We start from the raw sequence: 25,416 nt of genomic DNA, 5'->3' as shown, positions 1-25,416 counted from the left end.
AGCCATTGCGGTGCTCGGCACTGAATGACTGCTCTGGCTTTGCACAAATTGGCCCTCGGGTCGCCTTCCTCACCCCAAGTCGGCGTGAATCTGGTACGCATGAAAAATGCGTAAGAGCCTGATTGTTTTGCCGCTCTCGTTGGTCTTCCTCGCGTCCGCGTCCGCGTGCTCGGACGACGCGATTGGCGAGGACCTCGACACTTTGACGGACACTGACGACGAGGTCGGAGACACGGAGACCGACACGGCGGAGACCGAGACGAGTAGCACGGACACGGACACCGGCGAGACGGACACCGGCGAGACGGACACCGGCGAGACGGACACCGGCGAGACGGACACCGGCGAGACGGACACCGGCGAGACGGACACCGGACAGGTGGAGGGCGAGGCGGGCCTGCGGGTGCTCCACGCTGGCCTCGACGCGGGGGATGTCGACGTCTACCTCGACGGCGCGGACGATCCTCTGGTCGCGACGCTGCCCTTCGAGAGCGGGGTCGCGTACATCACGGTCGAGGCGGGCAGCCACACGATCGTCGTGACCCCGGCGGGGGGCGCCATCGAGGACGCGATGTTGACCACCGACATCGAGCTGCAGATGGACAGCGACTACTCCTTCGCCCTCTACGACTACCTGGCGAATTTCTCGGGCCTGCTGCTCGAGGACTCCTACGACGGTCCCGCCGAGGGCAACACCCTCTTCCAGATCTCACACGTGGCGCCGGACGTCGACCAGGTCGACCTCTACATGCTCAGCGAAGAGCCGATCCAGGCGCTGGTCTCGGACCTCGACTTTGGTGCGGCCCAGGTCGTCGAGGCGGCCGCTGGCGCGCTGCCGGTCGGGATCGACGTCGACGACGACCAGGTCCCGGACCTGACCTACACCCTGCCCGACTTCGGCGCGGACGTGCTCGTCGATCTCTACGTGGTCAACCAGGCCGACGAGGCCGTCGTGTTCTTGCTCGCGCAGCTCAGCGATGGCTCGGTCGTGCGGATCGACAGCGACGTCTGCGGAGACGGCGTGGCGCAGTACCTCGAGCTCTGCGACGGCGAGGACTTCAAGGAGCTGACCTGCGCGGACATGGGCAAGGCCAGCGGCGTGCTCACCTGCAACGCGGCCTGCGGCGTCGAGATCGACGCGTGCACGGACTACTACGAGTTTTGCTCCGAGGAGGTGCTCGACATCCCCGACAACGACCAGGATGGCGTGACCCAGGACATCGTGATCGCGGACGAGATCGGGACGGTCGGCGACATCGACGTCTACCTCGACGTCAGCCACACCTGGCTCAACGACCTCAACTTCGACCTCACCAAGGACGGCGGGACCAACGTGCTGATCGTCGATGGGTTCTTGGATCAGGACAACAGCAGCTGCGGCGGCGACGACATGATCGCGGTCCTCGACGACGAGGCCGCGACCTCGATCGTCAACGCCTGCGACACCGACATCGATCCGCCCGCGATCAACGGGACCTTCGCGCCCGAGGGGGCGCTCGCCGACTTCGACGGTGAGGCCGGCACGGGCACCTGGACGCTGCATGTCTACGACCAGTTCAACCAGGACACTGGTGACGTCAACCAGTGGTGCGTGCGCATCACGCCTGAGTGAGCCCTGCGCTCGCGCAGAGGCCGGCGTGGACCTTGGTCGCGCCGGCCTCGTCATTTGACTGAGCGCGAAAATTTCAAAAAAAAGTTCGAGCGCGCCGCACCGGCTCGGGCCGCGGGCCGAAGACAGGTCGTGGACCCGAGCGAGCCGAGCTTCGAACGCACTGCCTGTCCCTCTCGACCTGCCCTGGGCGCGCGCGGCCCTGCTCGGCCAGAGGGGGGTCCGGCGGCCTTCGCCGACTCGGGCGCGCGCAGGCGAGATGTCGGGGGAGCTCGCCTCGGGCTGGCTCGGGTCGGGCTGGCTCGACTGGGGCTGGGCGCGCTGGCGATCGCCGGGGCGTCGGCGGGCTGCGTCGACGCACCGCGGGTGGATCTCGACGGTCCGCAGGTGGTGGCCAGCGCGCTGGATGACGCGCCCGTCGAGGTCTCGGTGCTCCCCGAGCTGTGGGTCGAGCTCGACGAGGCGCTGGACCCCGACTCGATCCACGCCGGCGCGGTGGCCGTGGTCCCCTGGGAGGTGGTGGGCGACTGCTCGCTGAGCTTGCTGTGCGAGGAGGGGCAGTGCGCGCGCGGTCGCTGCTGGGTGGAGGCGCTGTCTTCGAGCGACCGCCGAGCCCTCGACGCCGGGACCTTCGCGGGCGGCGTGGCGCTGAGCTTCGCGCTCGGGGACGGAGGGAGCGATGGGCGAGGGGAGGGGGCGCGCCTGTCGGTTCGACCGCTGCGTCCGCTCGCGGCCCACACCCGCTACAGCCTGGTCCTGGGCGCGGCCGTGCGCGATCGCAGCGGCGCGGCCCTGGGCGGGCCGGGGGGCGAGCCGCAGGCCTGGGCGCGGGACTTCGTGACCGCGGCGGCGGGCAGCGCTGGCCCCGAGCCGCAGCTGGTCCAGCCCGCGCCGGGTCAGCGCGGCGTGCCCACCAACCTCGCGTGGGTCGACCTGGCCGTGTTCCCGCCGGTGCCGCTGCCCCAGGCCGAGGCCGAGCTGATCCTCGAGGCCGAAGACGGCGGCCCCCCGGCGCGCCTGGGCGAGGCCTCGACCTGCCCCGGCTGGGTCCCGGGGACCTGCCTGCGCACGCGCCCCTTGGCGCCGCTGCGGCCACAGACGCGCTATCGCCCGGCCGGGGGCAGCCTCGTCGACGCCGCGGGGCGCTCGGCCCTGACGCCGGCGGCCGAGCGCGAGACCTGGTTCGAGACCGGCGCGGGCGAGGACCTCGAGCTGCCGGCGCCCGCGCTCTCGTCGGGGCTGCGCGGGCGCTGCGTGGTGATAGCCCTCGACAGCGCCGAGCCCCTCGAGCTCGAGCTGGCGGTCGAGGGCGCCGTCCGGCGCGGGAGCGTGGCGGCCCCCGGTGGGCTGATCGGCCTGGCCGCCGCGGCCCGCAGCGAGGGCGAGGCGGTGCCCTGGACGCTCTCGGTCCGCGACCTCGCGGGCAACGCCGCGGCGTTCTCGGGGGCGCTCACGGCCGGGGCGAGCTTCGACCCCGAGCTGCCGGCGGTGGACATCACCGAGGTCCTCGCCAACCCCGCTGGTCCGGAGCCCGACGCCGAGTTCGTCGAGCTGCGCCTGTCGCCGGACGCCGCGGGGCCCGCGGAGCTCGGCGGCCTCGTGCTCAGCGATCTCGATCCCGCGAGCTTGGCCACGCTCTACGCCGCCGGCGAGACGATCCCCGGAGACACCTTGCCCGCGCTGAGCCTCGCGCCCGGGGAGCTCGCGCTGCTCGTGTCCAGCGGCTGGGCGCCGGGCCTGGGGGAGGACCCCGCGCCGCCCGCGGGCGCGGCGATCCTCGTCCTCGACGCCAGCTTGGCCAGCGGCGGGCTCAAGAACGCCGGCGAGGCGCTGAGCCTGTGGCGCCCCGGGCCAGCGGGGCCCCAGCTCGTGGCCAGCTACGGCGACTGGATCGACACCGGCGCCTCGGCCCACAACGGCCGCAGCGTGGTCGGAGAGGGCGGCGGCTGCGATCTCCCGGATCGCTGGCGCGCGCACCCGCAGGGCCGCTCGGGGCCGGGGCTGCTGCCCTGACTTTGCCAAGCCGGCCTGTGAATTGGATGCTCGGTCGACATGCCCGAACGACGCGGCGAGCCCCAGGAGCTCGAGCTGCTCGAGGGCGTGGTCGAGCGCACCGTCTACCACGACCTCGACTCACGCTGGACGGTGCTGCGCGTGCACGTCCAGGGCGAGGCCACGCTGGTCACCTTCGTGGGCCGCAGCCTCGGGGTCGAGGACGGCGCGGAGGTCAGCGCCCACGGGCGCTGGACGGTCCACCCCAGCCACGGGCGCCAGTTTCAGTTCGAGCACCTCAAGCTGCGCCAGCCGACCACCGAGACCCAGATCGTCGCGCGCCTCAAGACCTACCCGGGCATCAAGGACGTCATGGCCGAGCGCATCGTCAAGCGCTTCGGCACCGACACCCTGGACATCTTCGACAAGCAGCCGCGGCGCCTGCTCGAGGTCGCCGGCCTCGGGCAAAAGACCCTCGAGGCGATCACCGAGCACCACGACTCGCGCCAGGGCCCGATCGCCGGCCTCGAGAACCGCCTGCTCGAGCTCGAGGTCTCCCCGCGCCTGGGCAAGATCCTCCATGATCGCTACGGCGACGGGGCCATGGCGATGCTCGAGCACCACCCCTACCGCCTCGCCCGCGAGGTCCGGGGCATCGGCTTCGCGACCGCCGACAAGATCGCCCGGGCCCTGGGCGTCGACCTCGACAGCGACGAGCGCGTCGACGCGGGCATCGTCCACGCCCTCGAGCGCGCGCAAAACGAGGGCCACTGCGCGCTGCCGCCAAGGCAGCTGATCGAGCAGGCCCGCGCCGTGCTCGGCCTGCCGAGCGCCCGGGTGGAGACTGGCGTCGACCGGCTGATCGACGACGGCGAGCTCGTGCCGCGGCTGCGCCCGGCCGACGAGGGCCCCGAGGAGCTCTACTTCCTGCGCCGCTTCGACGTCGCCGAGGACAACCTCGTCGAGCACCTGCGCGGCCTGGCGATGAACCCCTGCGCGGCCTGGCCGGTGGGCGACCTGCCCGATCACCTCTCGCCGGGGCAGCGCCGCGCCGTCGAGGCCGTGGCTCGCTGCGGGGTCGTGATCCTCACCGGCGGCCCGGGCACGGGCAAGAGCACCGTGGTCGCCAACGTCATCGCCGTGGCCGCCGCGGCCGGCGAGGCGCTGATCCTCACCGCGCCCACGGGCCGGGCCGCCAAGCGCCTCGAGCAGACCACCGGCAAGTCCGCGAGCACGGTCCACCGCCTGCTCGAGGTCCGCCCGGAGTCCGGCGAGTTCAACTACTGCGCCAACAACCCACTCGACTCGGGCCTGGTCGTCGTCGACGAGAGCTCGATGCTCGACCTCGAGCTCGCCGAGTCACTGATCACCGCGCTGACCCCCAAAAATCGCCTTTTGCTCGTGGGCGACGCGGATCAGCTGCCCTCCGTGGGCCCCGGCAACGTGCTGCGCGACCTGATCCGCGCCGCCGAGCAGCTCGGGCCGACGGGGCCGATCCCCGTGGTCCGCCTCGACACGATCTTTCGCCAGCAAGAGGGCTCGACGATCGTCACCAACGCCCACCGGGTGCTCCACGGCGAGGCCCTGGTCCCCGATCAGCCCAGCCGCGGCAAGACCGGGGAGTTCTTCGTGCTCCGGGCCAGCGACGCCGAGCGCACCCACGCGCGGATCGTCGAGATGGCGGCCGAGCGCGTGCCCGCGGCCTACGGCCTCGATCCGATCGGCGAGATCCAGGTGCTGTGCCCGATGCACAAGGGCAAGGCCGGGACCGAGGCCTTCAACCTGGCGCTCCAGGCTCGCTACACCGGGGACAACGAGGGCCTCGAGATCCCGGGGCCGCGCGGCGCCGATGCGCGGCTGTTTCGCGTCGGGGATCGCGTCATGCAGATCCGCAACGACTACGACCGCGGGGTGTTCAACGGGGACATCGGCGTGGTCAGCCGGGTCAACCAAGGCGCCGGCGACATGACCGTCGACTTCGACGGGGTCTACGCCACCTACGCGCGCAAGGACCTGGGGTCGCTGCGCCTGGCCTACGCGATCTCGATCCACAAGAGCCAGGGCAGCGAGTTCCCGGCGGTGCTCATCCCCCTGCTCGGCGAGCACCACGTCATGCTGCGCCGCAACCTGCTCTATACGGCGATCACCCGGGCGCGGCGGCTGTGCGTGATCGTCGGGGACCCCCGGGCCATCGAGCGGGCGATCCGCCGGGCCGACGCCGCGCGCCGGTGGACGGGCCTGGCCGAGCGCACCGTGGCCTTCTTCGCGCCCCAGGGCGATCTCGGCGCGGTGATCGAATTCGAAGAATAGCCGCGGGGTGTGCTATCCAAGCGGCCATGTCGGGCCACAGCAAATGGTCGACCATCAAGCGCAAGAAGGGGGCGACCGACGCCGCCCGCGGCAAGGTGTTCACCAAGATCGCCCGCGAGATCATGGTCTCGGCCAAGATCGGCGGCGGCGACTCCGATGGCAACCCGCGCCTGCGCGCGGCCCTGCTCGCGGCTCGGGCCGCGAACATGCCCAAGGAGAATCAGGAGCGGGCGATCAAGAAGGGCCTCGGTGAGCTCGAGGGGGTCGACTACGAAGAGATCCTCTACGAGGGCCGCGGGCCCCAGGGCACGGCCTTCATCCTCGAGGTCCTGACCGACAACCGCAACCGCACGGTCCCCGAGCTGCGCCACGCCTTCAACAAGAACGGCGGCGAGATGGCGGCGAGCGGGGCGGCCACGTGGATGTTCGACCACAAGGGCGTGGTCGTGATCGCCAAGCACAAGATCGCCGAGAACGCGCTGATGGAGCGGGCCCTCGAGGCCGGCGCCGACGACGTCCAGGACGACGAGGACGTGTGGGTCGTGACCTGCGAGCCCGGCGAATTCTCCGGGCTCAGCGAGGCCCTCGAGGCCCTCGAGCCCGAGAGCGCGGAGATCCGCTGGCTGGTCAAGCCCGAGAACGCGCTGAGCTTCGCCGACGCGGACGCGGAGGCCATCGCGGGGCTGTGGGCCAAGCTCGACGAGCTCGACGACGTGCAAAAGGTCTACTGCAACGCCGACCTGCCCGACGAGGTCATGGAAGCGCACGGGCTGTGAGCGCGGTCGCCAGCTCGGGGGGCTCTCGACTCGCCTCGCCCGTGGCTGGCGAGCGGATCTTGGGGGTCGACCCGGGCACCCGGGTGGTCGGCTACGCCCTCGTCGACGTGCCCACGCCCGGGCGCTACGACTACCTCGAGTGCGGCGTGCTCCAGGTCCGTGCCAGCGACGACCTCCACGCGCGCCTGCTCGAGCTGGCCAGCGGGCTGCGCGAGCTGATCGCCGAGTTTCAGCCGACGACCCTGGCGATCGAGCAGGCCTTTCACGGCGTCAACGCTGCCAGCGCGCTCAAGCTGGCCGAGGCCCGCGGGGCGCTCAAGCTCGTCGCCCTCGAGAGCCGGCTGCGCGTCAGCGAGTACGCCCCGGCGATGATCAAGCGCGCCGTGGTCGGCCGCGGGCGCGCGACCAAGGCCGAGGTCCAGGCCCGCGTCCGCCTGCTGTGTCGGCTCAGCAAGATCCCCAAGCCCGACGCCGCCGACGCCCTGGCGATCGCGATCTGTCACGTGCAGGCCAGCCGCCTGCCCAACTTCGAATCCAAGACCCGCCCACGCTCACGGCGCGCGGGCAAGACCGGCAAGTCCTGATGATTGGTTGGCTGCAAGGAAAGGTCGTCCACCGCAACCCCGCGGCGGGCATCGTCATCGTCGAGTGTCAGGGGGTGGGCTGGGAGCTTCAGGTCTCCATCCAGACCCTGGCCAGCGTCCCCGCCGAGGGCGGGCGCGTGACCTTGTGGGTCCACACCCACGTGCGCGAGGACGTGATCGCGCTGTTCGGCTTCGCCGACGAGCTCGAGCGCAGCTTGTTCCGCATGCTGACCTCGGTGCCCAAGGTCGGCCCGCGCAACGCGGTCTCGGTGCTCGGTGGCTTCCCAGCCGTGGAGCTCGTCGAGTGCGTGGCGGCCCGCGACGCCGGCAAGCTGGTCAAGATCCCCGGGATCGGCAAGAAGACCGCCGAGCAGATCGTGCTGACCTTGGCCGACAAGGCCGTGACCATGCTCGAGCTCCTGCGCGTGCAGGGGCGGATCGCGGGCGAGGCCGCGCAGACCGAGCTGCCGCAGGTCGAGGAGAACGCGGAGTTCGGGGCCGAGGCCCGCGAAGTGCTGACCTCCCTGGGCTGGAAGGGCAAGGTCGTCGACAAGGCCCTGGCCAGCGTCGGCGAGGAGCTGGGGGACGCGGCCGGGAGCACGGATCTCGACGCGGTCGTGCGCGCGGCCCTGGCCAAGCTGATGGATCGCTAGGAGTTGCTGGCAGCTCAGGCGCCGGTCCAGCACGCGAGCTGGCGCGACTGGACGATCAGCTGGCCCTCGGCGTCGTGGACCAGGGCGTCCTCCTCGAGGAAGCCCCCGCCGACCTGGGTGGAGCTGGCGACGACGCCCATCGGCCCGGGGCAGGGGCGGCCGCGCACGTGGGCGGTGAGCTCGACGGTGGGGACCCAGCCCTTGGCTCCGAGCACGGTCCAGATCGCGGGCGCGGTGACGTCACAGGCGATCAGCGCGGTGAGCTGGTCGACGCGCGAGGCCTCGACGCTCGCGCGCAGCTCCGCCGTGGTCCGCGAGCGGTCACCTTCGGGGCTGAAGTTGAAGGTGTCGAGGTCGATGCGCAGCTTCATGCGCTCGGCGATGGCGGGCAGAGCTGGCGGTGGCCCCGAGACGGCCGGGGGCGCGAGCTTGGCCGTGCGCGGGTTCCAGGCCGGCGCGGCCGACCACTGCGGGCCGTCGAAGCCCTCGCGGTCGCCGAGCTTGGCGAGGATCGAGAGCACGGTGCGATCGCCTTGGATCGCCCGAGCGTGGAGGGAGTGGAAGCGCCGGCTGCTCCCGACCGGCTCGATCTCGAAGCGGATCGGGCCGACCGCGGCCTTGCGCAGGTAGTGGATGGTGATGCTGAAGAGATCGGGCTGAGCGCTGGCGGTCAGCGCCGCGGCGCCGGCGAGGGCGGCGAGGTAGCCACCGTGGGGGATGCCGTAGACCTCCCAGCCCGCGTGGACATCGGCCGTGACCGTGCGCTCGTCCTCGAGACGCGTTGCCAGCGCTTCTTCGATTTCATATGACATCGTCATATGACACTATCATGTTCGTGCCGCCCCGCAACGCCCCCCTGACGCGCGCTGACGTGGTCGCCGCGGCCGAGCGCCTCTTGGTCGAAGACGGCGCCGACGCGCTGTCGATGCGCCGGCTCGCGGCGGCGCTGGGGACCAGCTACCAGGTGGTGTACTCGCGGGTGGGAGACAAGGCGGCGGTGACGCGAGCGCTCCACGACGAGGGCTTCGCGCGGCTGACCGCCTGCGGCGAGGCCAGCATCGAGCGGGCGCGCGCGGACGGCCTGAGGCCCGCGCAGATCTTGGTCGAGCTGGGCCGCGCTTACCTGAACCTGGCCGCGTCTCACCCTGCGCTCTTCGATGTGATGTTCGGCGTGCCGATCCCCGACTTCACCCGGGACGAGGCCGCCCGCGCCGTCGCCCGCGAGGGTTTTCGGCGCACGTGGATCGTGGCCACGCGGATCTGGCTGGACGAGCACTACCCCACGCGACCGCGCCGCGCGGCCTCGCGCCTGGCCTGGCGGCTGTGGACGGCCGTGCATGGGATCACGGTGCTCCACATCGCGGGCCACGAGTGCCCCTCGGGGGACGCGGGTCGGGAGATCGAGGGGGTGATCAACCGGCTCTTGGTGGATCCGCCCGATCTCTAGGAGCCCGTGGTGAAACCCAACACGACACCTGGCTTGGTCTTTTCGCCGAAGGCTTTGTCGCCAAAACTTGCAGTACGCCCGGTACAGCGGCGTTTTGGCTTCGCGCCCTCGACAAAAATCCCGGCGCCAGGAGCCGCGCTGGGTTTCACCACGGACTCCTAGCGCGGGGATCAGGACGCGTAGGCGGCCTCGAGATCGAGGGTCTGGGCCGCCGGATGTCCGCGCAGCCCGTCGAGCTCGCGCAGCCACGCGTCGGGCGAGAGATGGGGGTAGGGGGCGAGGGCGCCGCGGGAGCGGACGCGTAGCTCGCGACAGGCGGCCTCGCGCAGCGGGCCGTCGGGGGTCCGGGCGAGGACGTCGAGGAGCTGTGAGAGCGTGCGCGGTGCTCCGTCGAGGTAGCGCCGCGCGCTGTCGAAGCGCGAGCGGTGCTCGCCCCACCAGCGCTCGGCGGCGGCCCTGCGCGCGTCGAGCTCTCCGCCCGGGTCGGGCCAGCCGGTCTGCTCCGCGAAGCCGTCGAGGGCCGGCGAAGCGAGCTCGGGATCCGCGGCCGCGCTCAGGCAGCGCTCGATGGCGCAGGGGTAGCCCGAGTGGCTCAGGGCGCGCAGCGAGGTGGGCGTGGGGGCGCCGAGCGAGGCGGCGAGGCCCTCGACCTCGGCCTGCGCGCCCAAGCCGGCAAAGAGCGCCGTGATCCGCGGGTAGCTGGGGTTGAGGGCGAGCTGCTTGCACAGCGTCCACGCGGTTTGGTTGTCGCAGACCAGGGCGGTCTCGATGGCCTGCCCGCGGACCTCGGGATCGGCGTCGAAGAGCGCGGTGCTCAGGCTCCCCTTGGCGCTGGGCAGGGCCGCGGTGACCTCGGGCCGGGCGAGCAGGCGCAGGCCGGCGCAGCGCAGCGCGGCGGAGGACGTGGCCAGGGCGCGGGCGACCAGCTCGCTCGGGGGCGGCTCCTCGAAGGCCTCGGCGAGGACGAGCCACTCGGCCCAGCTGGGCTTGCCCTCGCTCGCGCGCAGCCCCGCCATGAAGATCGCGCTGGCTTGGGGCGCGTCCCAGGACGCCAAGGTGCGCAGGGCGAGGGTCCGCAGCGCTGGCGAGAGCCCCTCGACCAGCGCGGGCAGCTGCTGGTGGGGCTCCCAGCGCTCGCTGTCGAGCAGGGCGAGGACGATGACGATGGCGCGGGGGTCCGCGTCTTCGAGGGGCTCGAGGCGCTCGATCAGCGTCTGCGGATCTTCGCAGCCGAGCACGCCGTGGTGCCCCTCCCAGGCGCTGTAGGTACTGGTCGAGGTCGCGGACGAACGACCCTCGCCGAGGCTGCGGTGGAGGGCGCTCAGGGCCTCGGCGCCCAGGCGGATATGCTCGTCGATGGGGTCCGCGGCCGGGCGAGCGGCGTCCGTGCTGGTCGCGGTGGCGTCGAGATCGGGGCCGTCGAGGGCGGTCGCTGGCTCGCGGTGAGCGGGGGAGAGAGGGGCAGGTGTCGAGGTCGGCGCGGGCGTCGACTCGAACACGCTCGGCGGGAGGCTCGGGGGCGCGAAGAGGCTCGCGGTGGCGGTGGCCTGGAGCTGGGGCACGCGCGCGGTGGTGTCGTCTCTCGGCGCGTCGGGGAGCTGGGCGGGAGGTTTGATGAATTCGGTGGCGTCCTCGGCCTCGGGAGAGGCGGGAGGCCTGATGAACACGGTGGCGTCCTCGCCCTCGGGAGAGGCGGGGGGCTCGAGGAACACGGTGGCGTCCTCGCCCTCGGCCGCAGACCTCTGGGCGGGATGTTTGATGAATTCGGTGGCGTCCTCGCCCTTGGTCGCAGGGAGCTGAGCGGGGCTGATGAATTCGGTGGCGTCCTCGCCCTCACCTCCGGTGGCGGGGAGTCGCGCGGGATCGATGAACTCGGTGGCGTCTTCCCCCTCACCTCCGGTGGCGGGGAGTCGCGCGGGATCGATGAACTCGGTGGCGTCTTCCCCTTCGGCGCCGGCGGCAGGGAGCAGGGCAGGGTCGACGAACTCGGTGGAGTCTTCCTCGTGCTCAGCGCGGGCGCCCGTGCTGTGCTGTCGCTGGGGGGCGTCGGCGTCTCGGGCGGCCCCCGGCGGCGGGGCGACGAACTCGGTGGCGTCCTCGCCCTCGGGAGACGCGGCGGCGGGTGGCTTGGGCGGCGGCACGACGCGGACGACCTCGGTCCTGTCCACGCTGCGTGCTCGCGGTCCCGTCGCGCGCTCGGGGGGCGCTGGCTCGAGCGGCTCGGGGGGGGCGTTGCGGGAGCGCTGGAGCGCGCGCACGCGCAGGCCCAGCCACAGGGCGACGCCCGCGAAGCCGAGCATGGCGACGAAGCTCGTGATGATGACGAGATGCTGGGAGTCGGGCACGTCGATTCGCTCCCCGGTTTACCACGGGCTGCGCTGGCGCAGGGCGAGCGTGTCGCCGGCGCGCGGCGTCATTGCTCCTGGGCTGCGGCCTCGCGCTTCCAGGCGTCGTCGAGGATCAGCGTGTAGGGCATCGCCAGCTCGAGCGCGCTGATCTGCTCGGAGCTGGCCGCGGTCCCCCGCAGATCGAGGGTCTGCAGCCCCTGCATCTTGGCGAGCGGCTCGATGTCTTCGAGCGGGGTGTCGGCCAGGCGCAGGACCTCGAGGCGCTCGAGGCCGAGCAGCGGGCGGATGTCGCTGACGCGGGTGCCATCGAGGGAGAGCTCGACCAGGCCGCCGAGCTTGGCGAGCTGACGGACGCTGCGGACCTGGGTGTTGTCGAGGCGCAAGGTGTTGAGCTTGCGGAGCTTGGCGATCGGCCGGAGATCGCGGACGCTGGTGTCGGCGAGATCGAGGACCTCGAGCTGCGAGAGCGCGCGCAGGGGCTCGAGATCGCGGATGTTGGTCTCGCTGGCGAGGAGCATGCGCATGCGCGTGGCCCCGGCGATGGGCTCGAGATCGGAGACGCCGGTGCCGCGGATGTCGAGGTGCTCGAGCGCGTCGAAGCCGGCGATCGGCTCGAGCTCGACGATGTAGGTGTCCCAGAGCACGAGGGTCTCGACGGCGTCGAGCTTGGCCAGGAGCTCGAGGTCGGTGAGCTGGGAGCCGCCGAGGTCGAGCTTGCGCAGGCCGCTGACCTCCTCGAGGGCCAGGGCGATGTCGGCCTGGCTGGCGCCGCGGCCGAGCTTGGTGATCGAGGGGCCGTCGAGGTCGAAGCGCTCGACGTCGACGTGCGCGGCGACGAGGGGGGCGTCGATTCGCTCTCGCGTGTAGCGATCCTCGCGCGCCGTGGCGACGCGAAACTCGGGGACCAAGGCGAAATTGACCGGCGGGTTGCGCAGCGCGGCGGGCTGGGCCTCACCCGCAGCCTGGGGGCCTCGGGCCGCGATCGCCTGCGGAGCAGCGGCCGGCTCGGAGGCCGGCGGCTCGGAGGCCGGCGGCTCGGAGGCCGGCGCGGGCTCGGGGCTGCTGGCCGCCGCCGCTGTCGGGGCGATCGCCGCGGGGGCGCAGGCGAGCAGGGGAGACGAGGCGAGCGCGAGCACGAGCGCGAGGGTGTGGGGGGTCGACATGAGAGGTGTGGCCACGCGCAGCGACCCAACGCAAGGCTAGCGCGAAAGTTCACCCGCGCAGGTGATCGAGCGGATATGGGCTGGCGCGCACACTAGTGTGCGCTGTAGATCATCTCGGCGATGCGGCAGCGAAGCTGCGGGTCGTCGAGGCGGCGGGGGCTCGAGCCCACGACGCGGGGGGTGGTGCTCAGCAGGCTGATCAGGGCGAGGCCGTGCTCGCGGGCCACGGTCCGCCCGACACCGTGGCGGGCGGCGAGGCCGTCGACGAGGCCGTCGAGGTGCGAGCCCGTGGCGATCTGAAAGAGATTGACGAAGCCGATCTGCGCGGGCCGGCAGGCCGGGCGTAGCCAGGACCAGGCCAGCTCGACGCGCTGCTGCTCCCAGGTCGCGCCGCGGGTGTGCACCGTGGAGCCGTCCCAGCAGGGCTGGCGGCGAATCCACGCGCCGAGGCCAGCTTCGTCCGCGAGCCGGCGACCGTCGAATTCCACGCGCAGCGAGGGGCACAGCCAGTGCACGCGCTCGAGCAGGGCCTCGACGTCGCGGCGGGTGGGCAGCTCGACGCCGCGCTCGCTGGCCTCGGGCCAGACCCGGACGCAGGTGCCGGTGCCCTCGCAGCCGCCTAGCAGCTCGGCGCGAGCGCGCAACTGCCCGCCCTCGAACACCCAGCGCCGCTGCTCCTGCGCGCGGCGGACCTCGATCTCGAGGCGCTGGGCGAGGCCGTTGACCCCCGATAGCCCGAGCCCGACGCCGCGCAGGTGGACGTGGACGCGGTCGCAGGCGCGCCGCGTCATCCTGCGCGTGGCGGCCGCGACGAGCGCTTCGTCGCGGATCCCCGGCCCGTCGTCAGCCACACAGAAGTGATCGTGGGCCATGCTGACGCGCAGCCGCGAGGCGAGGCCGGCGAGGTGAAGATCGATGACGTTGTCGATGATCTCGATGAGCAGCTGTAGCGCCCCCGACACGAAGTGTTCGGGCATGGCGGGCACGCCGGCCACGGCTGCGTGGTGTCGACATCCACGCGCGTCTTCGCCATCGTGCTCCATCGCGCTTCTCATTGGTGCGTTGGATCATTGTGATTGACGATACTGGGAGCGCAAGAAGTAAATCGTTATGTTTGATAATACTGAAACATTACAGTTGGACGTACGAGGAGAAATGCGGCAATCGACTGTAATAGTTACAGTGAGCTCAAAACAACGTCATCGCGGCTCGAAAACAACGCAGTGTCCCTACGACCAGGGCGCTGCGCCTTTGACCAGTGAGATGCTCAAATCGCTATACAAGCGACAGTAGCAGCTCGACGAGGCGGCGCGGCTCGATCAGCGGCGCGGTCTCTTCGCTGACGAGGGCGCTATCGATCACCTCGACACCCAGACGCTCGATCGCGGGGATGTCGAGGCCGCCAGCGTACTCACCGCGTTCGCTGTCGACGACCACGAAGTGGAGCAGGGCGTCGGTCGGGGTGTCCTCCCCGGCGTCGCGGCGCAGCTGCTCGAGGAGCACGCGGACCTGGTCGTGAGGGGCGAGTCCGAACTCCTCGGGGTCCTCGCCGCAGTTGGGCACGTAGACCTTGGGGCAGCCGGCGCGGGCGACGGCCGCTCCCACCCCGCGGGGCAGCAGGCAGGCCATCACCGACGTCCAGAAGCTGCCGACGGGGAAGCAGATCAGCTCGGCCTGATCGATGAGCTGGCCGGTGCGGTCGTCGATCTCGACCTCGGCGAGCTGCTCCGGGGCGGCGACGGTCTCGGTCAGCCGTAGCTCGCGGATCGGTGCGCTCAGCGGGGTCTCGCGCCCGGTGATCAGGTGCTGGCCGACGACCACGGTGCCGTCTTCGAGCTCCGCCGAGAGGTGCAGGTTGCTGTCGACGACGGGGCGGACGACGCCGCGGACGGCGACGAGCTTGGAGAACAAGAAGATGACCGCGTCGATGTCGCGGCGGTTGTTGAGGTAGCCGCCGGCGAGGATCAAGTTGCCCACGCTGGCCCCGCGCAGGTCGAAGGTCAGCGGCATGTGCTCGATGAAGTAGCCGAGGTGGTTGCGGATCAGCTTGCGCAGCGGCTGGGGCACGGCGGAGACCATGGGATCGTGGCCCGCGGCCATGTCGGCGAGGCGGTGGCGAAGATCGTGCTGGCTGGCGTCGTGGGGGAAGCGGGTGTCGAAGAGGCGGTAGACCTCGGGGTTGCCGCGCAGCGCCGTGTCGGCCAGGGCCATCAGCCGGTTGCGCAGATCGCCGACGGAGATCATCGGGAAGGCGTCGCGGAGCTTGGCCGAGCTCCCGCCCGAGTCGAAGGGGGTGATCAGGTGGATCGAGTTGTGGGTGAACTCGGTCAGCGCGCGGCTGGTCTTGCGCAGGGCCGAGCCGCCGGAGAAGAAGAGCACCGTGGGCCCGAGCTCGGGCGCGCGCAGGTAGCGAGCCAGGCGGATGGGATCGGGGACCAGCCGGGTCTGGGTCAAGGTGATCCGCCTGCGGCGCTCCGCGGGGATCGTGGACTCGGCGTCGGGGGTGTCCTCCATCATGTCGCTCGGGGACCGCCGCGCCCTGTCGGCGCGGCGGTCGGGGGACTATAGCCCGAGCAGCTCGAGGGCTGCGTTGCGACCTCGCTCGAAGTCGACGCCGCCGGCGAGCTCGAGCACCTCGACCCCGCGCAGGCGCTCGACGTAGCGCTGCGGATCGGGCTGAGCGAGGTCGAGGCCGGCCTCGAGATCCTCGCCGCGGGGCAGATAGAACACCCCTGCGGCCTTCATCAGCGCGGGCAGCAGCTCGAGGCGCTCGCTGACGTCGATGCGCCGGGGCTGGGTCGCGCCGCCCTCGCGCGACCAGTTGAGCAGGACCAGGCCGACGAGCTGCGCGCGCAGCACGAAGCGCTGGTTGGGGAAGCACTGGCCGATCAGCGCGTCGTACTTGTGCTCGAGCTGCCACAGCTCGCCGGGCTCGAGGGCCATGAAGCGCCGGCGCTCCTCGGGCTGGAGGATCGCCCCGAGGGCGGCGTTGTGGAGGATCGTCCCCGGGTTGATGCGCGGGTGCTTTGGCACGCCCTGCACGATCGGGGGCGCGCCCGGGTCATCGCTGGCGCCGGCGTGGATCATCACGCGGTCGTTGCTCAGGAAGTCGAGGCGGCGATCGTTCATCAAGTTGAGCGAGAGCGTCGACTTGCCCATGCCCGAGAACCCGGCGATGGCGATGGCCCGGGGCGGGTCCGCGTCACCGGGGCGCCCGCCGATCGCGACGGCGGCCGCGTGCCCGAGGATCGCCCCGTCGTGGAGCGCGCGCTGGATCATCCGGTTGTTGACGAAGTTGATCACCTGGTTGGGGTTGGCCGTGCACGGGCCGATGGCCAGGTGCTCGTCGCGGCCGAACAGGAACCACATCCCGGTGCGCAGCTTGTGGACCACGCGGCCGTCGGCGACGTCGAAGAAGGCCTCCTTGGGCCCGCGCACGCTCGGCTTGTACTCGCCGATGGTCATCTCGACGCCGGCGCCGAGATCCGGCGGGTCGGCCTGGAGCGCGCTGATCCGAGTCAGCGGCGCGCCCGCGGCCAGCGCGGCGAGATCGGGCTCGGGGCCCGCGCCGGGCAGGCGGCGAAAGTCGACGAAGTAGCGCTCGAGCTCGGCGATCAGCGCGGGTTCGTTGCTGTCGACCCAGACCGAGAAGCCGTCGAAGTCCCAGCCGGCGCCGGCGCAGCTCGGGTGCTCGCGGCGCAAGCTGGCGACGGCCTCGCTGACCGAGGACAGGGGGGCGCTCAGGGGGCTCACGAGGACACCTCCTGCTCGCTGCCGCTGTTGCGTTTGCCCTCGCGCAGGCAGGTCAGGGCGTAGTCGGCGTAGCGGGCGGCCGCGTCGACCTCGCATGCGTGGAGCAGGCCGCGGAAGCCTCCGAAGGCCGATACCTCGAACACCTTGGGGCCTTCGGCGGTCTCGACCACGTCCACGCAGGTGAAGTCGAGGTCGAAGAGCGCCTGGGCCCGGCGCGCGAGCTCGATGATCTCGGGGCTGGGGTCGTGGCGCTCGTACTTGCCGCCCTTGCTGGTCGAGGTCGACCACGAGCCGCCGCTGACCCGGGCGTAGGTCGCCAGGTACTCGCCGCCGAGGAAGACCACGCCGAGGTCGCGGCCGGGGATGTCGACGAACTTTTGCAGGTACATGACCTGATTGTCGGCCTGGAAGGCGGCGACGCGGGCGTCGAGCTCGGGGTCCTCGGCGCGCAGGATGACCATGCCGCGGGCCTTGGAGGTGTACAGCGGCTTGGCGACGGCGGCCCCGAAGCTGCGCACGATCTCGGCGGCCGCGCTGGCGCACTCGGTGACCTGCGTGGCGGGCATCGGGATGCCGCCGAGGCGCAGCTTGACCGTGCCCGAGAGCCGGTTGATCAGCGGGTACATCGACGCTGGCGGCGAGAACACCCGCACGCCGCGGTCGCCGAGGACCTGGAGGATGTCGACGCGGTCGAGGGCGTCGGGGGTGTAGTCGCGGGCGATCTTCTTGACGATCACGCCGTCGAGCTCGCTGAGGTCGTCGCCGCGATGAAGCACGCGGCCGGCCTCGAGGTCGAGGACGACCTCGTCCATCTCGATCAGCCGACGGTAGCCGGTCTTGGCTTCGACGGCGTCGAGGAGGCGCTGGGTCGACCAGCCGTCGGCGATGCCGATTACGCCGATGCGCGGGCTTGCTCGGGTCATGCTTGCGGTCCTCTTTTACTTGCGGGGGGGCGGGCTGAAGGATGGAAGGGAAGGGGGCGCGCTCAGGGGACGAGCGTGGCCTCGTCGAGGTGGAAGTCGGCCCACTGCTCGGGGGCCATGGGGTCGCGCTCGCCGGGGCTGTCGAGGGCGACGCCCGTGACCTGAGCGCGGAAGTCGAGCAGGCGCTCGAGCAGGTAGCGCGCGCGCAGGGCCATGGCCGCGGAGAACTCCGGGTCCATCTCGAAGCGCGTCGAGGTCAGCAGCGAGCGGGCCAGGCCCAGGGCCAGGCGGGCCTGGAAGCTGGCGTCGCCGTGGGCCGCGGCGAAGCCCTTGGCGTAGCGGAAGAACTCGCGGCTGACCTGATCGAGGCGCCGGCGCGGGCCCGGATCGAAGATCTTGAGCCGGAAGTTGGAGACGATCAGCACCGACACGTCCTGGAGGTAGTCGAAGGGCCGCGAGCGGTGGAGATCGATCAGGTGGACGCGGCGCTCGCCGAGGTTGACGATGATGTTGTCGGTGTTGAAGTCACCGTGGATCAGCACGCGGAAGGGCGCGTAGAGCTCGGCGTCCAGGCCCCGAGCCTGGCGCAGCAGCGCCTCGAAGCCGGGGATCTCGAGCGCGCCGATGCGCGCGGCGCAGGTCCGAAACTCGGGGTGGACCTTGAACACGTCGGGCAGCCGGCTGGCGACCTGGCGCATGAAGTTGGGCTTGCAGGCCACGGCCTCGAAGGTCCGCTCCCACACCCGGCCGACGGTCTCGGTGACCATCTTGTAGGCCGTGGCGCACACCCGGCCCTCGGCCTCGAGCATCACGCGCTGGAAGGTGGTGCCGCGCAGGTACTCGAGCAGCAGCGAGGCCTTGGGCCCGTGGTCGTGGTAGCCAAAGATCCGCGGGGGCAGGCCGGGCTCGAGCTGCTCCCAGCGCTCGAGGGCGAGCTTCTCCTCGAGCACCTTCTTGGTCCGCCCCTCCTTGAACACGACGGAGCGACCGCCCGAGTCCGTGGGGTGGACCATGCCGATGCGGCTGCCCGAGCGCGTCTCCCAGATGCCCTGGTAGTCGACGTCCTGAAGGTCGAGCTCGACCTCGGAGTTGGCCAGGGACTCCTCGAGGGCCTGGAACTCGCTGACCTTGAGCTTCTCGCCGACGGTCGCGAAGATCGCCGCCTCGCCGATGTTGAGCAGCGAGTCGCCGCTGCGCTCGAGGTAGCGGTAGATGAACAGGGTCGTGACCAGGTTCTCGGGCGAGTCGCCGGCGCGCAGGTCGTCCATGATCTGGCGGAACACCGCGTCGTAGAGCTCGTCGATCTCGAGCTCCGAGCGGCAGATCGCCAGGGCCAGGGACATGTCGCGGCGAAACAGCGCGTCCTCTACACCGGCGAGGGCCGTGAACAGCTCCTTGAAGAAGGGCTCCGGCTCGAAGCGGTGGAGGACCTCGAAGTCCGAGACGTACTGGAGCTGGCCGATGATGTTGACGGCGAAGTCGGCGATGCGCTCGAGGTTGTTTGTCGAGACGTTGATCGCTCGGATCAGGTCGACGGTGCCCTCGTCGAGCTCCTCGCTGGTGAGCAGGCGAAAACACTTGTTCTCGATCATGCTCTTGAGGTTGTCGACGTAGTCGTCGCGGGCGGCGATCTTGCCGATGCCCTCGGCGCGGGGATCGGTGAGCACTCGCTGGGTCTCCTCGAGCAGCTTGACGACCTCGAGCACGAGGAACTTGAAGTTCTCGCGCACGCCCGCGACGGCGATGGCTTCGCTGCTCGTGCTCATTCGTCGACCTTGATGGTCAGCGCGTCGGCGCCGGGCTCGGCTTCTTCGAGCTCGCGCCAGCCGAGCTTGATGGCCAGCTTGACCCGCCCGCCCTTGCGCTTGGCCCGGACCTGAAGCTCGAGCAGGCCGCTGGGCTCGAGATCGAAGAGCTGGTCGGCCGCGCCCAGCTGGATGTGACCGCGCTCGATACCAGCGGTGATCGCCCGCAGGTATTTGACGATCGATTGCTGATCCTGGACCGATTCGTGGCGAAAGTCGTCGTCCGCTGCCATGCTGCTCCCGCACCGCGTCTAGCAGGTATGACCCCGTCGGACCAGCCGGGCGGGGTCTGGACACAAGATCAGCGCGCAGCGCACTCCCCCCTGGCGCTCGCGGCGTTGACGGCTTGTAATGGGGGTGATGACAAGCGAGCCCCCGCCTCCGCCGCCGAAGGTCACGCGCCACGTCCAGCCCCTCGGGCCGCGCGTGCTGGTCCGCCTGATCAAAGACTCCGACCGCCTCGACTCGGGGCTCTTCCTGCCCGAGGGCGCCAAGGAGGCCGCGGGCCAGGCCCTGCTCGGCGAGGTCATCGAGGTCGCCCGGACGATGCCCAAGATGGAGCTCGATCTCGACGACGACGATGACGACGAGGACGGCGGCTTGGGCCTGGGCGAGAACGTCAGCGGCGTGCCCCTGGGCGCCAAGGTGCTCTTTGGCAAGCAGCGCGGGCTGGCGGTCCCCTGGGACGAGAGCCTGCGCATCGTCGACGTGCGTCACTTGCTGGCGATCGTCGAGGAGATCCCCGAGGAGGCGATGCAGTGAGCTCGCGGTCGCCGAGGACGCGCGCGCGCCCTCGCGCTTCGCTCGCGGACCGCGGTGTGTCCGCCTCGCGCGGGGTGACCGTGGGGCGCGGGATGATCGGGCTGCTCGGTCTGAGTGTCGCCAGTGTCACGCTCGCGCCACGCTCGGCTCTCGCCGCGGATCCCGTCGCCGAGCACCGCGAGGTCCACGACGGCGTGGATCGGGCGATCCACGATCGCTCCGGCGAAGGTGACGCGAGCAGCCTCGAGCTCAACCCGGCCCTGCTCAACTCGGTCTACGGCATCGACCTGACCGTGCTCGGCTACCAGACGGTCTACGACTTCGCCCGCGGGGCGGGCTTTGGGGCCTTCGCCTCGCTCAACCTCGGCTGGGGCTTTGCCCTGGGCTTCGGCGTCCAGGCGATGGAGCCGGGCTTTCGCGGCGACAATTTCGACTTCGACCTCGGCCACAACCGGCCGACGACCAAGCTCAGCTTCGGCCTCGCCGCGGGCGCGGGCGAGTGGGGGAGCATCGGCGTGGGCGTGCACGGCCTGCGTCGCTCGGGTCAGCGCCTGCGCGCGCCCGAGGTCGACCTCGGCGCGGTGTTTCGCCTGACCAACTACGCCAGCTTTGGCGCGGTCGCCCGCATGGGGCCGGCGGACCTGCGCGACTCGGGCTACCGCCCGGTGCTCGATCTCTCGGGCGAGCTCTCGCTGCGCCCGCTGGGCACGCGCTGGCTCGAGCTCGCGGGCGGGGTCACGGCCCGGGCCGACCAGAGCGAGGGCCGCGGCTTCGGCAACTTCGACGTCGGCCAGGATCTGCTGCCCTACGGCCGGGTGATCCTGCGCTATCAAGGCCTCGAGCTCGCCGGCGAGGTCCAGCAGGTCCAGACCGACCTCCTCGACGAGGACACGCTGGAGTTGATCGGGACGAGCACGGCCATGCGCGGCTCCGTGTCCCTGGCCGTGGCCTGGGACTATGGCGTCGTGGGCGTGGGCGTGCACGCGGGGCTCGGTGAGGCCGTCGACGGCGTGGCGATCAAGGCGCGCTTCACCAGCCAACGCCAGGGCCGGGCCTACTGGGGGCGGCTGGTCGACGTCGAGGCCATCGAACTCGGTGGGATCGGCAGCCAGCGCGGGCTGATCGCCACGCTGCGCGCCCTCGAGCGCGCCGAGGCGGCGGGCGATCGCGCGGTGATCCTGATCAAGGCCGACGGCTTCGGCCTCGGCTGGGGCGCCGGCCAGGAGCTGCGCGACGCCCTGCGGCGGGTCCGCGACGCCGGCGGCCACGTGTTCGCCTGGGCCGAGACCCCGAACCTGCGCGACTACTGGATCGCCAGCGTCGCCGAGCAGGTCTACACCCACCCCGCGGGCCACTTCTCCACGGTCGGCATCGGCTCGCGGCGACTCTACTTCAAGGACGCCCTGGCCAAGCTCGGCGTCGAGGTCGAGGCCGCGCACATCGAGGAGTACAAGAGCGCCCACGAGAACTTCACGCGCAACGATCGCAGCCCCGCCGACACGGAGCAGCGCGTGGCCCTGCTCGACGACACCTGGGAGGTGGTCGTCCACGACATCGCCCAGGCCCGCGGCCTGTCCAAGGCCAAGGTCCGCGAGCTGATCACCGCCTCCCCGCTGAGCCCCGAGGCCGCGCTCGCGGGCGGCCTCGCCGACGCGGTCATGCACCGCGACGAGATCGGCGAGAACATCGGCGAGGACATCGGGGCCAAGGTCTCGCTGCGCGAGTTCGGCCCGACCACGCCCGAGCGCGAGACCTGGGGCGTCGCGCCCTACCTGGCCGTGGTCCTGATCGAGGGCACGATCATCGACGGCAAGAGCCGCTACATCCCGCTGCTCGGCTTGCAGTACACCGGCGGTGACACGATCGCCGAGACCCTGCGTCAGCTGCGGGCCGACTCGGCCTGTAAGGGCATCGTGCTGCGCGTCGACAGCGGGGGCGGCTCGGCCTTCGCCAGCGAGGTCATGTGGCGCGAGGTTCAGCGCACCCACGCGGCTTGGGAGAAGGACAAGCGCGGCTCGCCAGCGATCGTCGTGTCGATGTCCGACGTCGCCGCGAGCGGCGGCTACTACGTGCCCGTGGCCGCCGACGAGATCTTCGCCGAGCCGCTGACGATCACCGGCTCGATCGGCGTGGTCTCGATGCACTTCGACGTGTCGGGGCTGATGGACATCCTCGGAGTCGGCATCGATCGCGTCGATCGCGGGAGCGAGGCCATCGACATGAACTCGATCTGGCAGCCCTGGTCGGAGGTCCAGCGCGAGAAGGTCCGCGAGGGCATCGAGCAGATCTACGCGCTCTTCCTCGAGCGCGTGGCCAAGGGGCGGGGCAAGACCGCGGACGAGGTCGACGCCGTGGCCCGCGGTCGGGTGTGGTCGGGCAAGCGCGCCAAGGACATCGGGCTGATCGACGAGTACGGCGGCCTGCGCGAGGCCCTGGCCGAGGTCCGCGCGCGCAGCGGGCAGCCCGGCTTTCGCGAGCTCGAGCTGCGCGTGCTCCCGCGCCGCCTGACCTTGGTCCAGCTGATCCTCCGCGGGGCGGGGTCCTTGGTGGTCGAGCCCGTCGAGCGGGCGGTGAGTGCCAAGGAGCGTGAGGCGCGGGAGGGCGAGGTCCTGCCCCAGCTGCTCGACGCGGCCGCGGCTCGCCTGCCGCTCTCGTTGCTTTTCTTGCCCCAAGACGAGGCGCTGACCATGATCCCTGGGGAGATCGAGATTGAATGAAGACTGAGATCACGAAGAGGTGGGCTGCTGTCCTGACGCTCGGGCTCGGGTTCGGGCTGTGGGGATGCACGGAGGTCGTCGAGGCGACGTCGAGCTCGGACGACAACGCGGGCAGCGAGTCGGACGCGGAGTCCGAGTCGGCAGGCGCCGACGAGATCGACGAGTCGGAGTCGAGCAGCGAGTCCGAGTCCGGGAGCGAGTCGGAGTCGAGCGGCGAGTCCGAGTCCGGGAGCGAGTCGGAGTCGAGCGGCGAGTCCGAGTCCGGGAGCGAGTCGGAGTCGAGCGGCGAGTCCGAGTCCGGGAGCGAGTCGGAGTCGAGCGGCGAGACCGGGTCCGAGGCCTGCGCAGACCTATGCGGCACGCCTGGCTGCGGGACCTGCCCCGACGCGCCGATGGTCGAGGGCGAGGGCTACCGCATCGATCGCACGGAGGTCAGCGTCGCGGACTACGCCCTGTTCATGGCCGCGGACGTCCAGCCCGAGTTCCTCGGCCCGGTCTGCGGCTGGAAGGTCGACTACGGCGGCTTCGAGCCCGAGGCCTGGGAGGATCAGCTCGATGACGACCACGACAAGCCGGTCGCTGGCGTCGACTGGTGCGACGCCGAGTCCTACTGTCGCTGGGCGCAAAAGCGGCTGTGCGCCGACGTCGGCGGGGACGCCCCGAGCTACGACGACCTCGAGGGCGACGACGACGAGTGGTTCCAGGCGTGCAGCGGCGGGGGCGACAACACCTATCCCTACGGCGACGACTACCAGCAGCTGGCCTGCAACGACGAGGCCCTGGGCGTCGGTGACGTGGTCCCGGGCGGCACGCTCCCGGCCTGCGAAGGCGGCCTCGACGGCCTCTACGACATGAGCGGGAACGTCTGGGAGTGGACGGCGGCCTGCGACGACGAGGACGGCCTCCAGGACCACGAGCAGTACTGCCGGCGACGCGGCGGCTCTTGGTACACCACCGATGACTCGCTGATGCGCTGCGGGGTCAAGAGCGGGCGGACCCGGGCGGCGCGCTCGAACAACATGGGCATCCGCTGCTGCGCGACGCCCTGAGCTCGCCCTCGCCAAAGGACAGCGCCCTCGCTGGCCGCGGTCGAGACCCGCGCGGCCGCGAGGGCGCTCGCCTCGCTCAATAGCAGACCGCGTCGGCGTCGAAGTAGGCGCTGTAGTTGGCGCCGAGGTTGCTGTCCCAGTAGCCGTTGGCCTCGGCGGCGACCTGGATGTCCCAGTCGTTGCGGTTGCCGAACTCGTCGTAGGCCCAGTAGAACAGGTGGTTCTCGATATCGGTGGGGTCGTCGCAGTGCCAGATGCCGCTCGAGTCGGGGGAGTCGCCGGGGACGTCGATCTCGTCGCAGATGTCCGCGTCCGAGGGCGAGCCGCCGGTCGGGCACCACACGCAGTTGCGCGGCCCCGAGTTGAGCAGGATGTAGGCGTCGCCGTTGCTGCCCGCGCTGGCGCCGATGAACGCGTCGTTGCCGTTGAGCGAGATGTAGATGTTGATGTCCTCGTCGGCGTAGTAGTCGCGCAGGTAGCCGCGGTAGGCCACGGTCAGCTTGGTGACGTGATCGCGGACGGGATCGAGGATCAGCTCGAAGGGGCCGGAGTAGGCGTAGTCGTACTCGCTGCAGATGTCGAAGTCGGGCGGGTAGTTGGAGGCCTGGGCCTGCGCGGGGAGGGCGAGCAGGGTGGAGATGGCGGTCAGGGTGAGGAGGGCACGGGACAGTCGGCTGGTCACGAATCCCATGTGCATCCGCGCGAGGGAGCGCGTCAAGCTAGACCTGCTGGACCTCGGGGGGGCGCTGTCGATGGCACGCGGAGGCCCTCGACGCGTCGCGAAGCTGCCGACGCGAGGGTGCGTCGGCAGCTTCGCGCGAGCCTCTGCAGCTGCGGTCGAGGCCAGGCTCAAAAGCAGGTCGCGTCGGCGTAGAAGTAGGCGCTGTAGTTGGCGCCGAAGTTGCTGTCCCAGTAGCCGCCGGCCTCGGCGGCGACCTGGATGTCCCAGTCGTTGCGGCTGCCGTATGCGTCGTAGGCCCAGTAGAACAAGTGGCTCTCGATGTCGGTTGGGTCTTCGCAGTGCCAGACGCCGCTCGAGCCCTCGGGGATCTCGATCTCCGCGCAGATCGGCGCGTCCCAGGGCGTGCCGCCGGTCGGGCACCACTCGCAGTCGCGCGGCCCCGAGTTGAGCAGGATGTAGGCGTCGTCGTTGCTGCCCGCGCTGGCGCCGATGAACGCGTCGTTGCCGTTGAGCGAGATGTAGATGTTGATGTCCTCGTCGGCGTAGTAGTCGCGCAGGTAGCCGCGATAGGCCACGGTCAGCTTGGCGATGCCGGTGCGGACGGGATCGAGGATCAGCTCGAAGGGGCCGGTGTAGGCGTAGTCGTACTCGCTGCAGACGTCGTAGTCGGGCGGGTAGTTGGAGGCCTGGGCCTGCGCGGGGAGGGCGAGCAGGGTGGCGATGGCGGTAAGGGTGAGGAGGGCAGGGGACAGTCGGCTGGTCACGAACCCCATGTGCATCCGCGCGAGGGAGCGCGTCAAGCTGAACCTCGGGCGGGGGCGGCGAGGGCAGCGAGCTGGCCGC

At 71.1% G+C, this 25,416-nt stretch carries 21 protein-coding genes; 10 read left to right on the top strand and 11 right to left on the bottom strand.

Going from position 1 to position 25,416, the window contains the following annotated elements:
* Positions 1-106 precede the first annotated feature (106 nt).
* The 6 genes from G6O69_RS31905 (at position 107) to ruvA (ending at position 7,924) form a co-directional block, all read left to right on the top strand.
* Positions 107-1,612 (top strand): DUF4397 domain-containing protein, encoded by a 1,506-nt coding sequence (locus G6O69_RS31905; protein WP_172307246.1) that lies wholly within the window; start codon positions 107-109, stop codon positions 1,610-1,612.
* 129 nt (positions 1,613-1,741) lie between these two features.
* A complete protein-coding gene (locus tag G6O69_RS31900; RefSeq protein WP_172307245.1) occupies positions 1,742-3,622 on the top strand; it encodes an Ig-like domain-containing protein in 1,881 nt (626 codons plus the stop codon).
* Between the two features lie 39 nt (positions 3,623-3,661).
* On the top strand, positions 3,662-5,911 hold the full coding sequence (locus G6O69_RS31895) for an ATP-dependent RecD-like DNA helicase (protein WP_172307244.1): 2,250 nt from the start codon (positions 3,662-3,664) through the stop codon (positions 5,909-5,911).
* A gap of 26 nt (positions 5,912-5,937) precedes the next feature.
* Positions 5,938-6,687, top strand: a complete 750-nt coding sequence (locus G6O69_RS31890) for a YebC/PmpR family DNA-binding transcriptional regulator (RefSeq protein ID WP_172307243.1) — start codon at positions 5,938-5,940, stop codon at positions 6,685-6,687.
* The gene (ruvC, locus tag G6O69_RS31885) at positions 6,684-7,271 is read left to right on the top strand and encodes a crossover junction endodeoxyribonuclease RuvC (protein WP_172307242.1); all 588 of its coding nucleotides are present in this window, start codon (positions 6,684-6,686) and stop codon (positions 7,269-7,271) included. Before G6O69_RS31890 ends, ruvC begins: the two co-directional genes overlap by 4 nt.
* The gene (ruvA, locus tag G6O69_RS31880) at positions 7,271-7,924 is read left to right on the top strand and encodes a Holliday junction branch migration protein RuvA (RefSeq protein WP_172307241.1); all 654 of its coding nucleotides are present in this window, start codon (positions 7,271-7,273) and stop codon (positions 7,922-7,924) included. Before ruvC ends, ruvA begins: the two co-directional genes overlap by 1 nt.
* Positions 7,925-7,938: 14 nt before the next feature.
* On the opposite strand, the gene G6O69_RS31875 is transcribed toward ruvA, so the two are convergent.
* Positions 7,939-8,736 carry a thioesterase family protein gene (locus G6O69_RS31875; RefSeq protein ID WP_172307240.1) on the bottom strand — a complete coding sequence of 266 codons (798 nt, stop codon included), beginning with the start codon at positions 8,734-8,736 and terminating at the stop codon, positions 7,939-7,941.
* 17 nt (positions 8,737-8,753) lie between these two features.
* Here G6O69_RS31875 and G6O69_RS31870 point away from each other — a divergent pair, with 17 nt between their 5' ends.
* Positions 8,754-9,371: a TetR/AcrR family transcriptional regulator gene (locus G6O69_RS31870; RefSeq protein WP_172307239.1), complete on the top strand. Its 618-nt coding sequence runs from the start codon at positions 8,754-8,756 to the stop codon at positions 9,369-9,371.
* 170 nt (positions 9,372-9,541) lie between these two features.
* Here the strand turns inward: G6O69_RS31870 and G6O69_RS31865 are convergent, their stop codons facing one another.
* From G6O69_RS31865 to G6O69_RS31830, 8 genes are all read right to left on the bottom strand, one after another.
* Positions 9,542-11,716 (bottom strand): hypothetical protein, encoded by a 2,175-nt coding sequence (locus G6O69_RS31865; RefSeq protein WP_172307238.1) that lies wholly within the window; start codon positions 11,714-11,716, stop codon positions 9,542-9,544.
* Positions 11,717-11,784: 68 nt separating this feature from the next.
* On the bottom strand, positions 11,785-12,882 hold the full coding sequence (locus tag G6O69_RS31860) for a leucine-rich repeat domain-containing protein (RefSeq protein WP_172307237.1): 1,098 nt from the start codon (positions 12,880-12,882) through the stop codon (positions 11,785-11,787).
* A 92-nt stretch (positions 12,883-12,974) separates the two neighbouring features.
* Positions 12,975-13,925, bottom strand: a complete 951-nt coding sequence (locus G6O69_RS31855; protein WP_176397213.1) for an ATP-binding protein — start codon at positions 13,923-13,925, stop codon at positions 12,975-12,977.
* Positions 13,926-14,157: 232 nt separating this feature from the next.
* Positions 14,158-15,399, bottom strand: a complete 1,242-nt coding sequence (locus tag G6O69_RS31850; protein WP_217909953.1) for a GAK system CofD-like protein — start codon at positions 15,397-15,399, stop codon at positions 14,158-14,160.
* A 45-nt stretch (positions 15,400-15,444) separates the two neighbouring features.
* Complete coding sequence (locus tag G6O69_RS31845; protein ID WP_172307235.1) at positions 15,445-16,635, bottom strand: HprK-related kinase B; 1,191 nt, start codon at positions 16,633-16,635, stop codon at positions 15,445-15,447.
* On the bottom strand, positions 16,632-17,558 hold the full coding sequence (locus tag G6O69_RS31840) for a GAK system ATP-grasp enzyme (RefSeq protein WP_172307234.1): 927 nt from the start codon (positions 17,556-17,558) through the stop codon (positions 16,632-16,634). Before G6O69_RS31840 ends, G6O69_RS31845 begins: the two co-directional genes overlap by 4 nt.
* A gap of 62 nt (positions 17,559-17,620) precedes the next feature.
* On the bottom strand, positions 17,621-19,324 hold the full coding sequence (locus G6O69_RS31835) for a PhoU domain-containing protein (protein WP_172307233.1): 1,704 nt from the start codon (positions 19,322-19,324) through the stop codon (positions 17,621-17,623).
* Positions 19,321-19,596 carry an amphi-Trp domain-containing protein gene (locus G6O69_RS31830; protein ID WP_172307232.1) on the bottom strand — a complete coding sequence of 92 codons (276 nt, stop codon included), beginning with the start codon at positions 19,594-19,596 and terminating at the stop codon, positions 19,321-19,323. Before G6O69_RS31830 ends, G6O69_RS31835 begins: the two co-directional genes overlap by 4 nt.
* Positions 19,597-19,723: 127 nt before the next feature.
* On the opposite strand from G6O69_RS31830, the gene G6O69_RS31825 reads away from it, so the two are divergent.
* From G6O69_RS31825 to G6O69_RS31815, 3 genes are read left to right on the top strand one after another with little or no spacing between them, the layout of a single operon-like run.
* Positions 19,724-20,125 (top strand): co-chaperone GroES family protein, encoded by a 402-nt coding sequence (locus tag G6O69_RS31825; protein ID WP_172307231.1) that lies wholly within the window; start codon positions 19,724-19,726, stop codon positions 20,123-20,125.
* 56 nt (positions 20,126-20,181) lie between these two features.
* Positions 20,182-22,842, top strand: coding sequence for a S49 family peptidase (locus G6O69_RS31820; protein ID WP_172307230.1), 2,661 nt, complete (start codon positions 20,182-20,184; stop codon positions 22,840-22,842).
* Positions 22,839-23,891 (top strand): SUMF1/EgtB/PvdO family nonheme iron enzyme, encoded by a 1,053-nt coding sequence (locus G6O69_RS31815; RefSeq protein WP_172307229.1) that lies wholly within the window; start codon positions 22,839-22,841, stop codon positions 23,889-23,891. The genes G6O69_RS31820 and G6O69_RS31815 overlap by 4 nt, the downstream gene beginning before the upstream one ends.
* 76 nt (positions 23,892-23,967) lie before the next feature.
* On the opposite strand, the gene G6O69_RS31810 is transcribed toward G6O69_RS31815, so the two are convergent.
* Positions 23,968-24,573 (bottom strand): hypothetical protein, encoded by a 606-nt coding sequence (locus G6O69_RS31810; RefSeq protein WP_172307228.1) that lies wholly within the window; start codon positions 24,571-24,573, stop codon positions 23,968-23,970.
* A gap of 167 nt (positions 24,574-24,740) precedes the next feature.
* Positions 24,741-25,337 carry a hypothetical protein gene (locus tag G6O69_RS31805; RefSeq protein WP_172307227.1) on the bottom strand — a complete coding sequence of 199 codons (597 nt, stop codon included), beginning with the start codon at positions 25,335-25,337 and terminating at the stop codon, positions 24,741-24,743.
* Positions 25,338-25,416: the final 79 nt, after the last annotated feature.

Source organism: Pseudenhygromyxa sp. WMMC2535, assembly GCF_011083025.2.
Note: the sequence above shows the minus strand (reverse complement) of the source record. Positions and strands in the feature narration are given on the sequence as shown.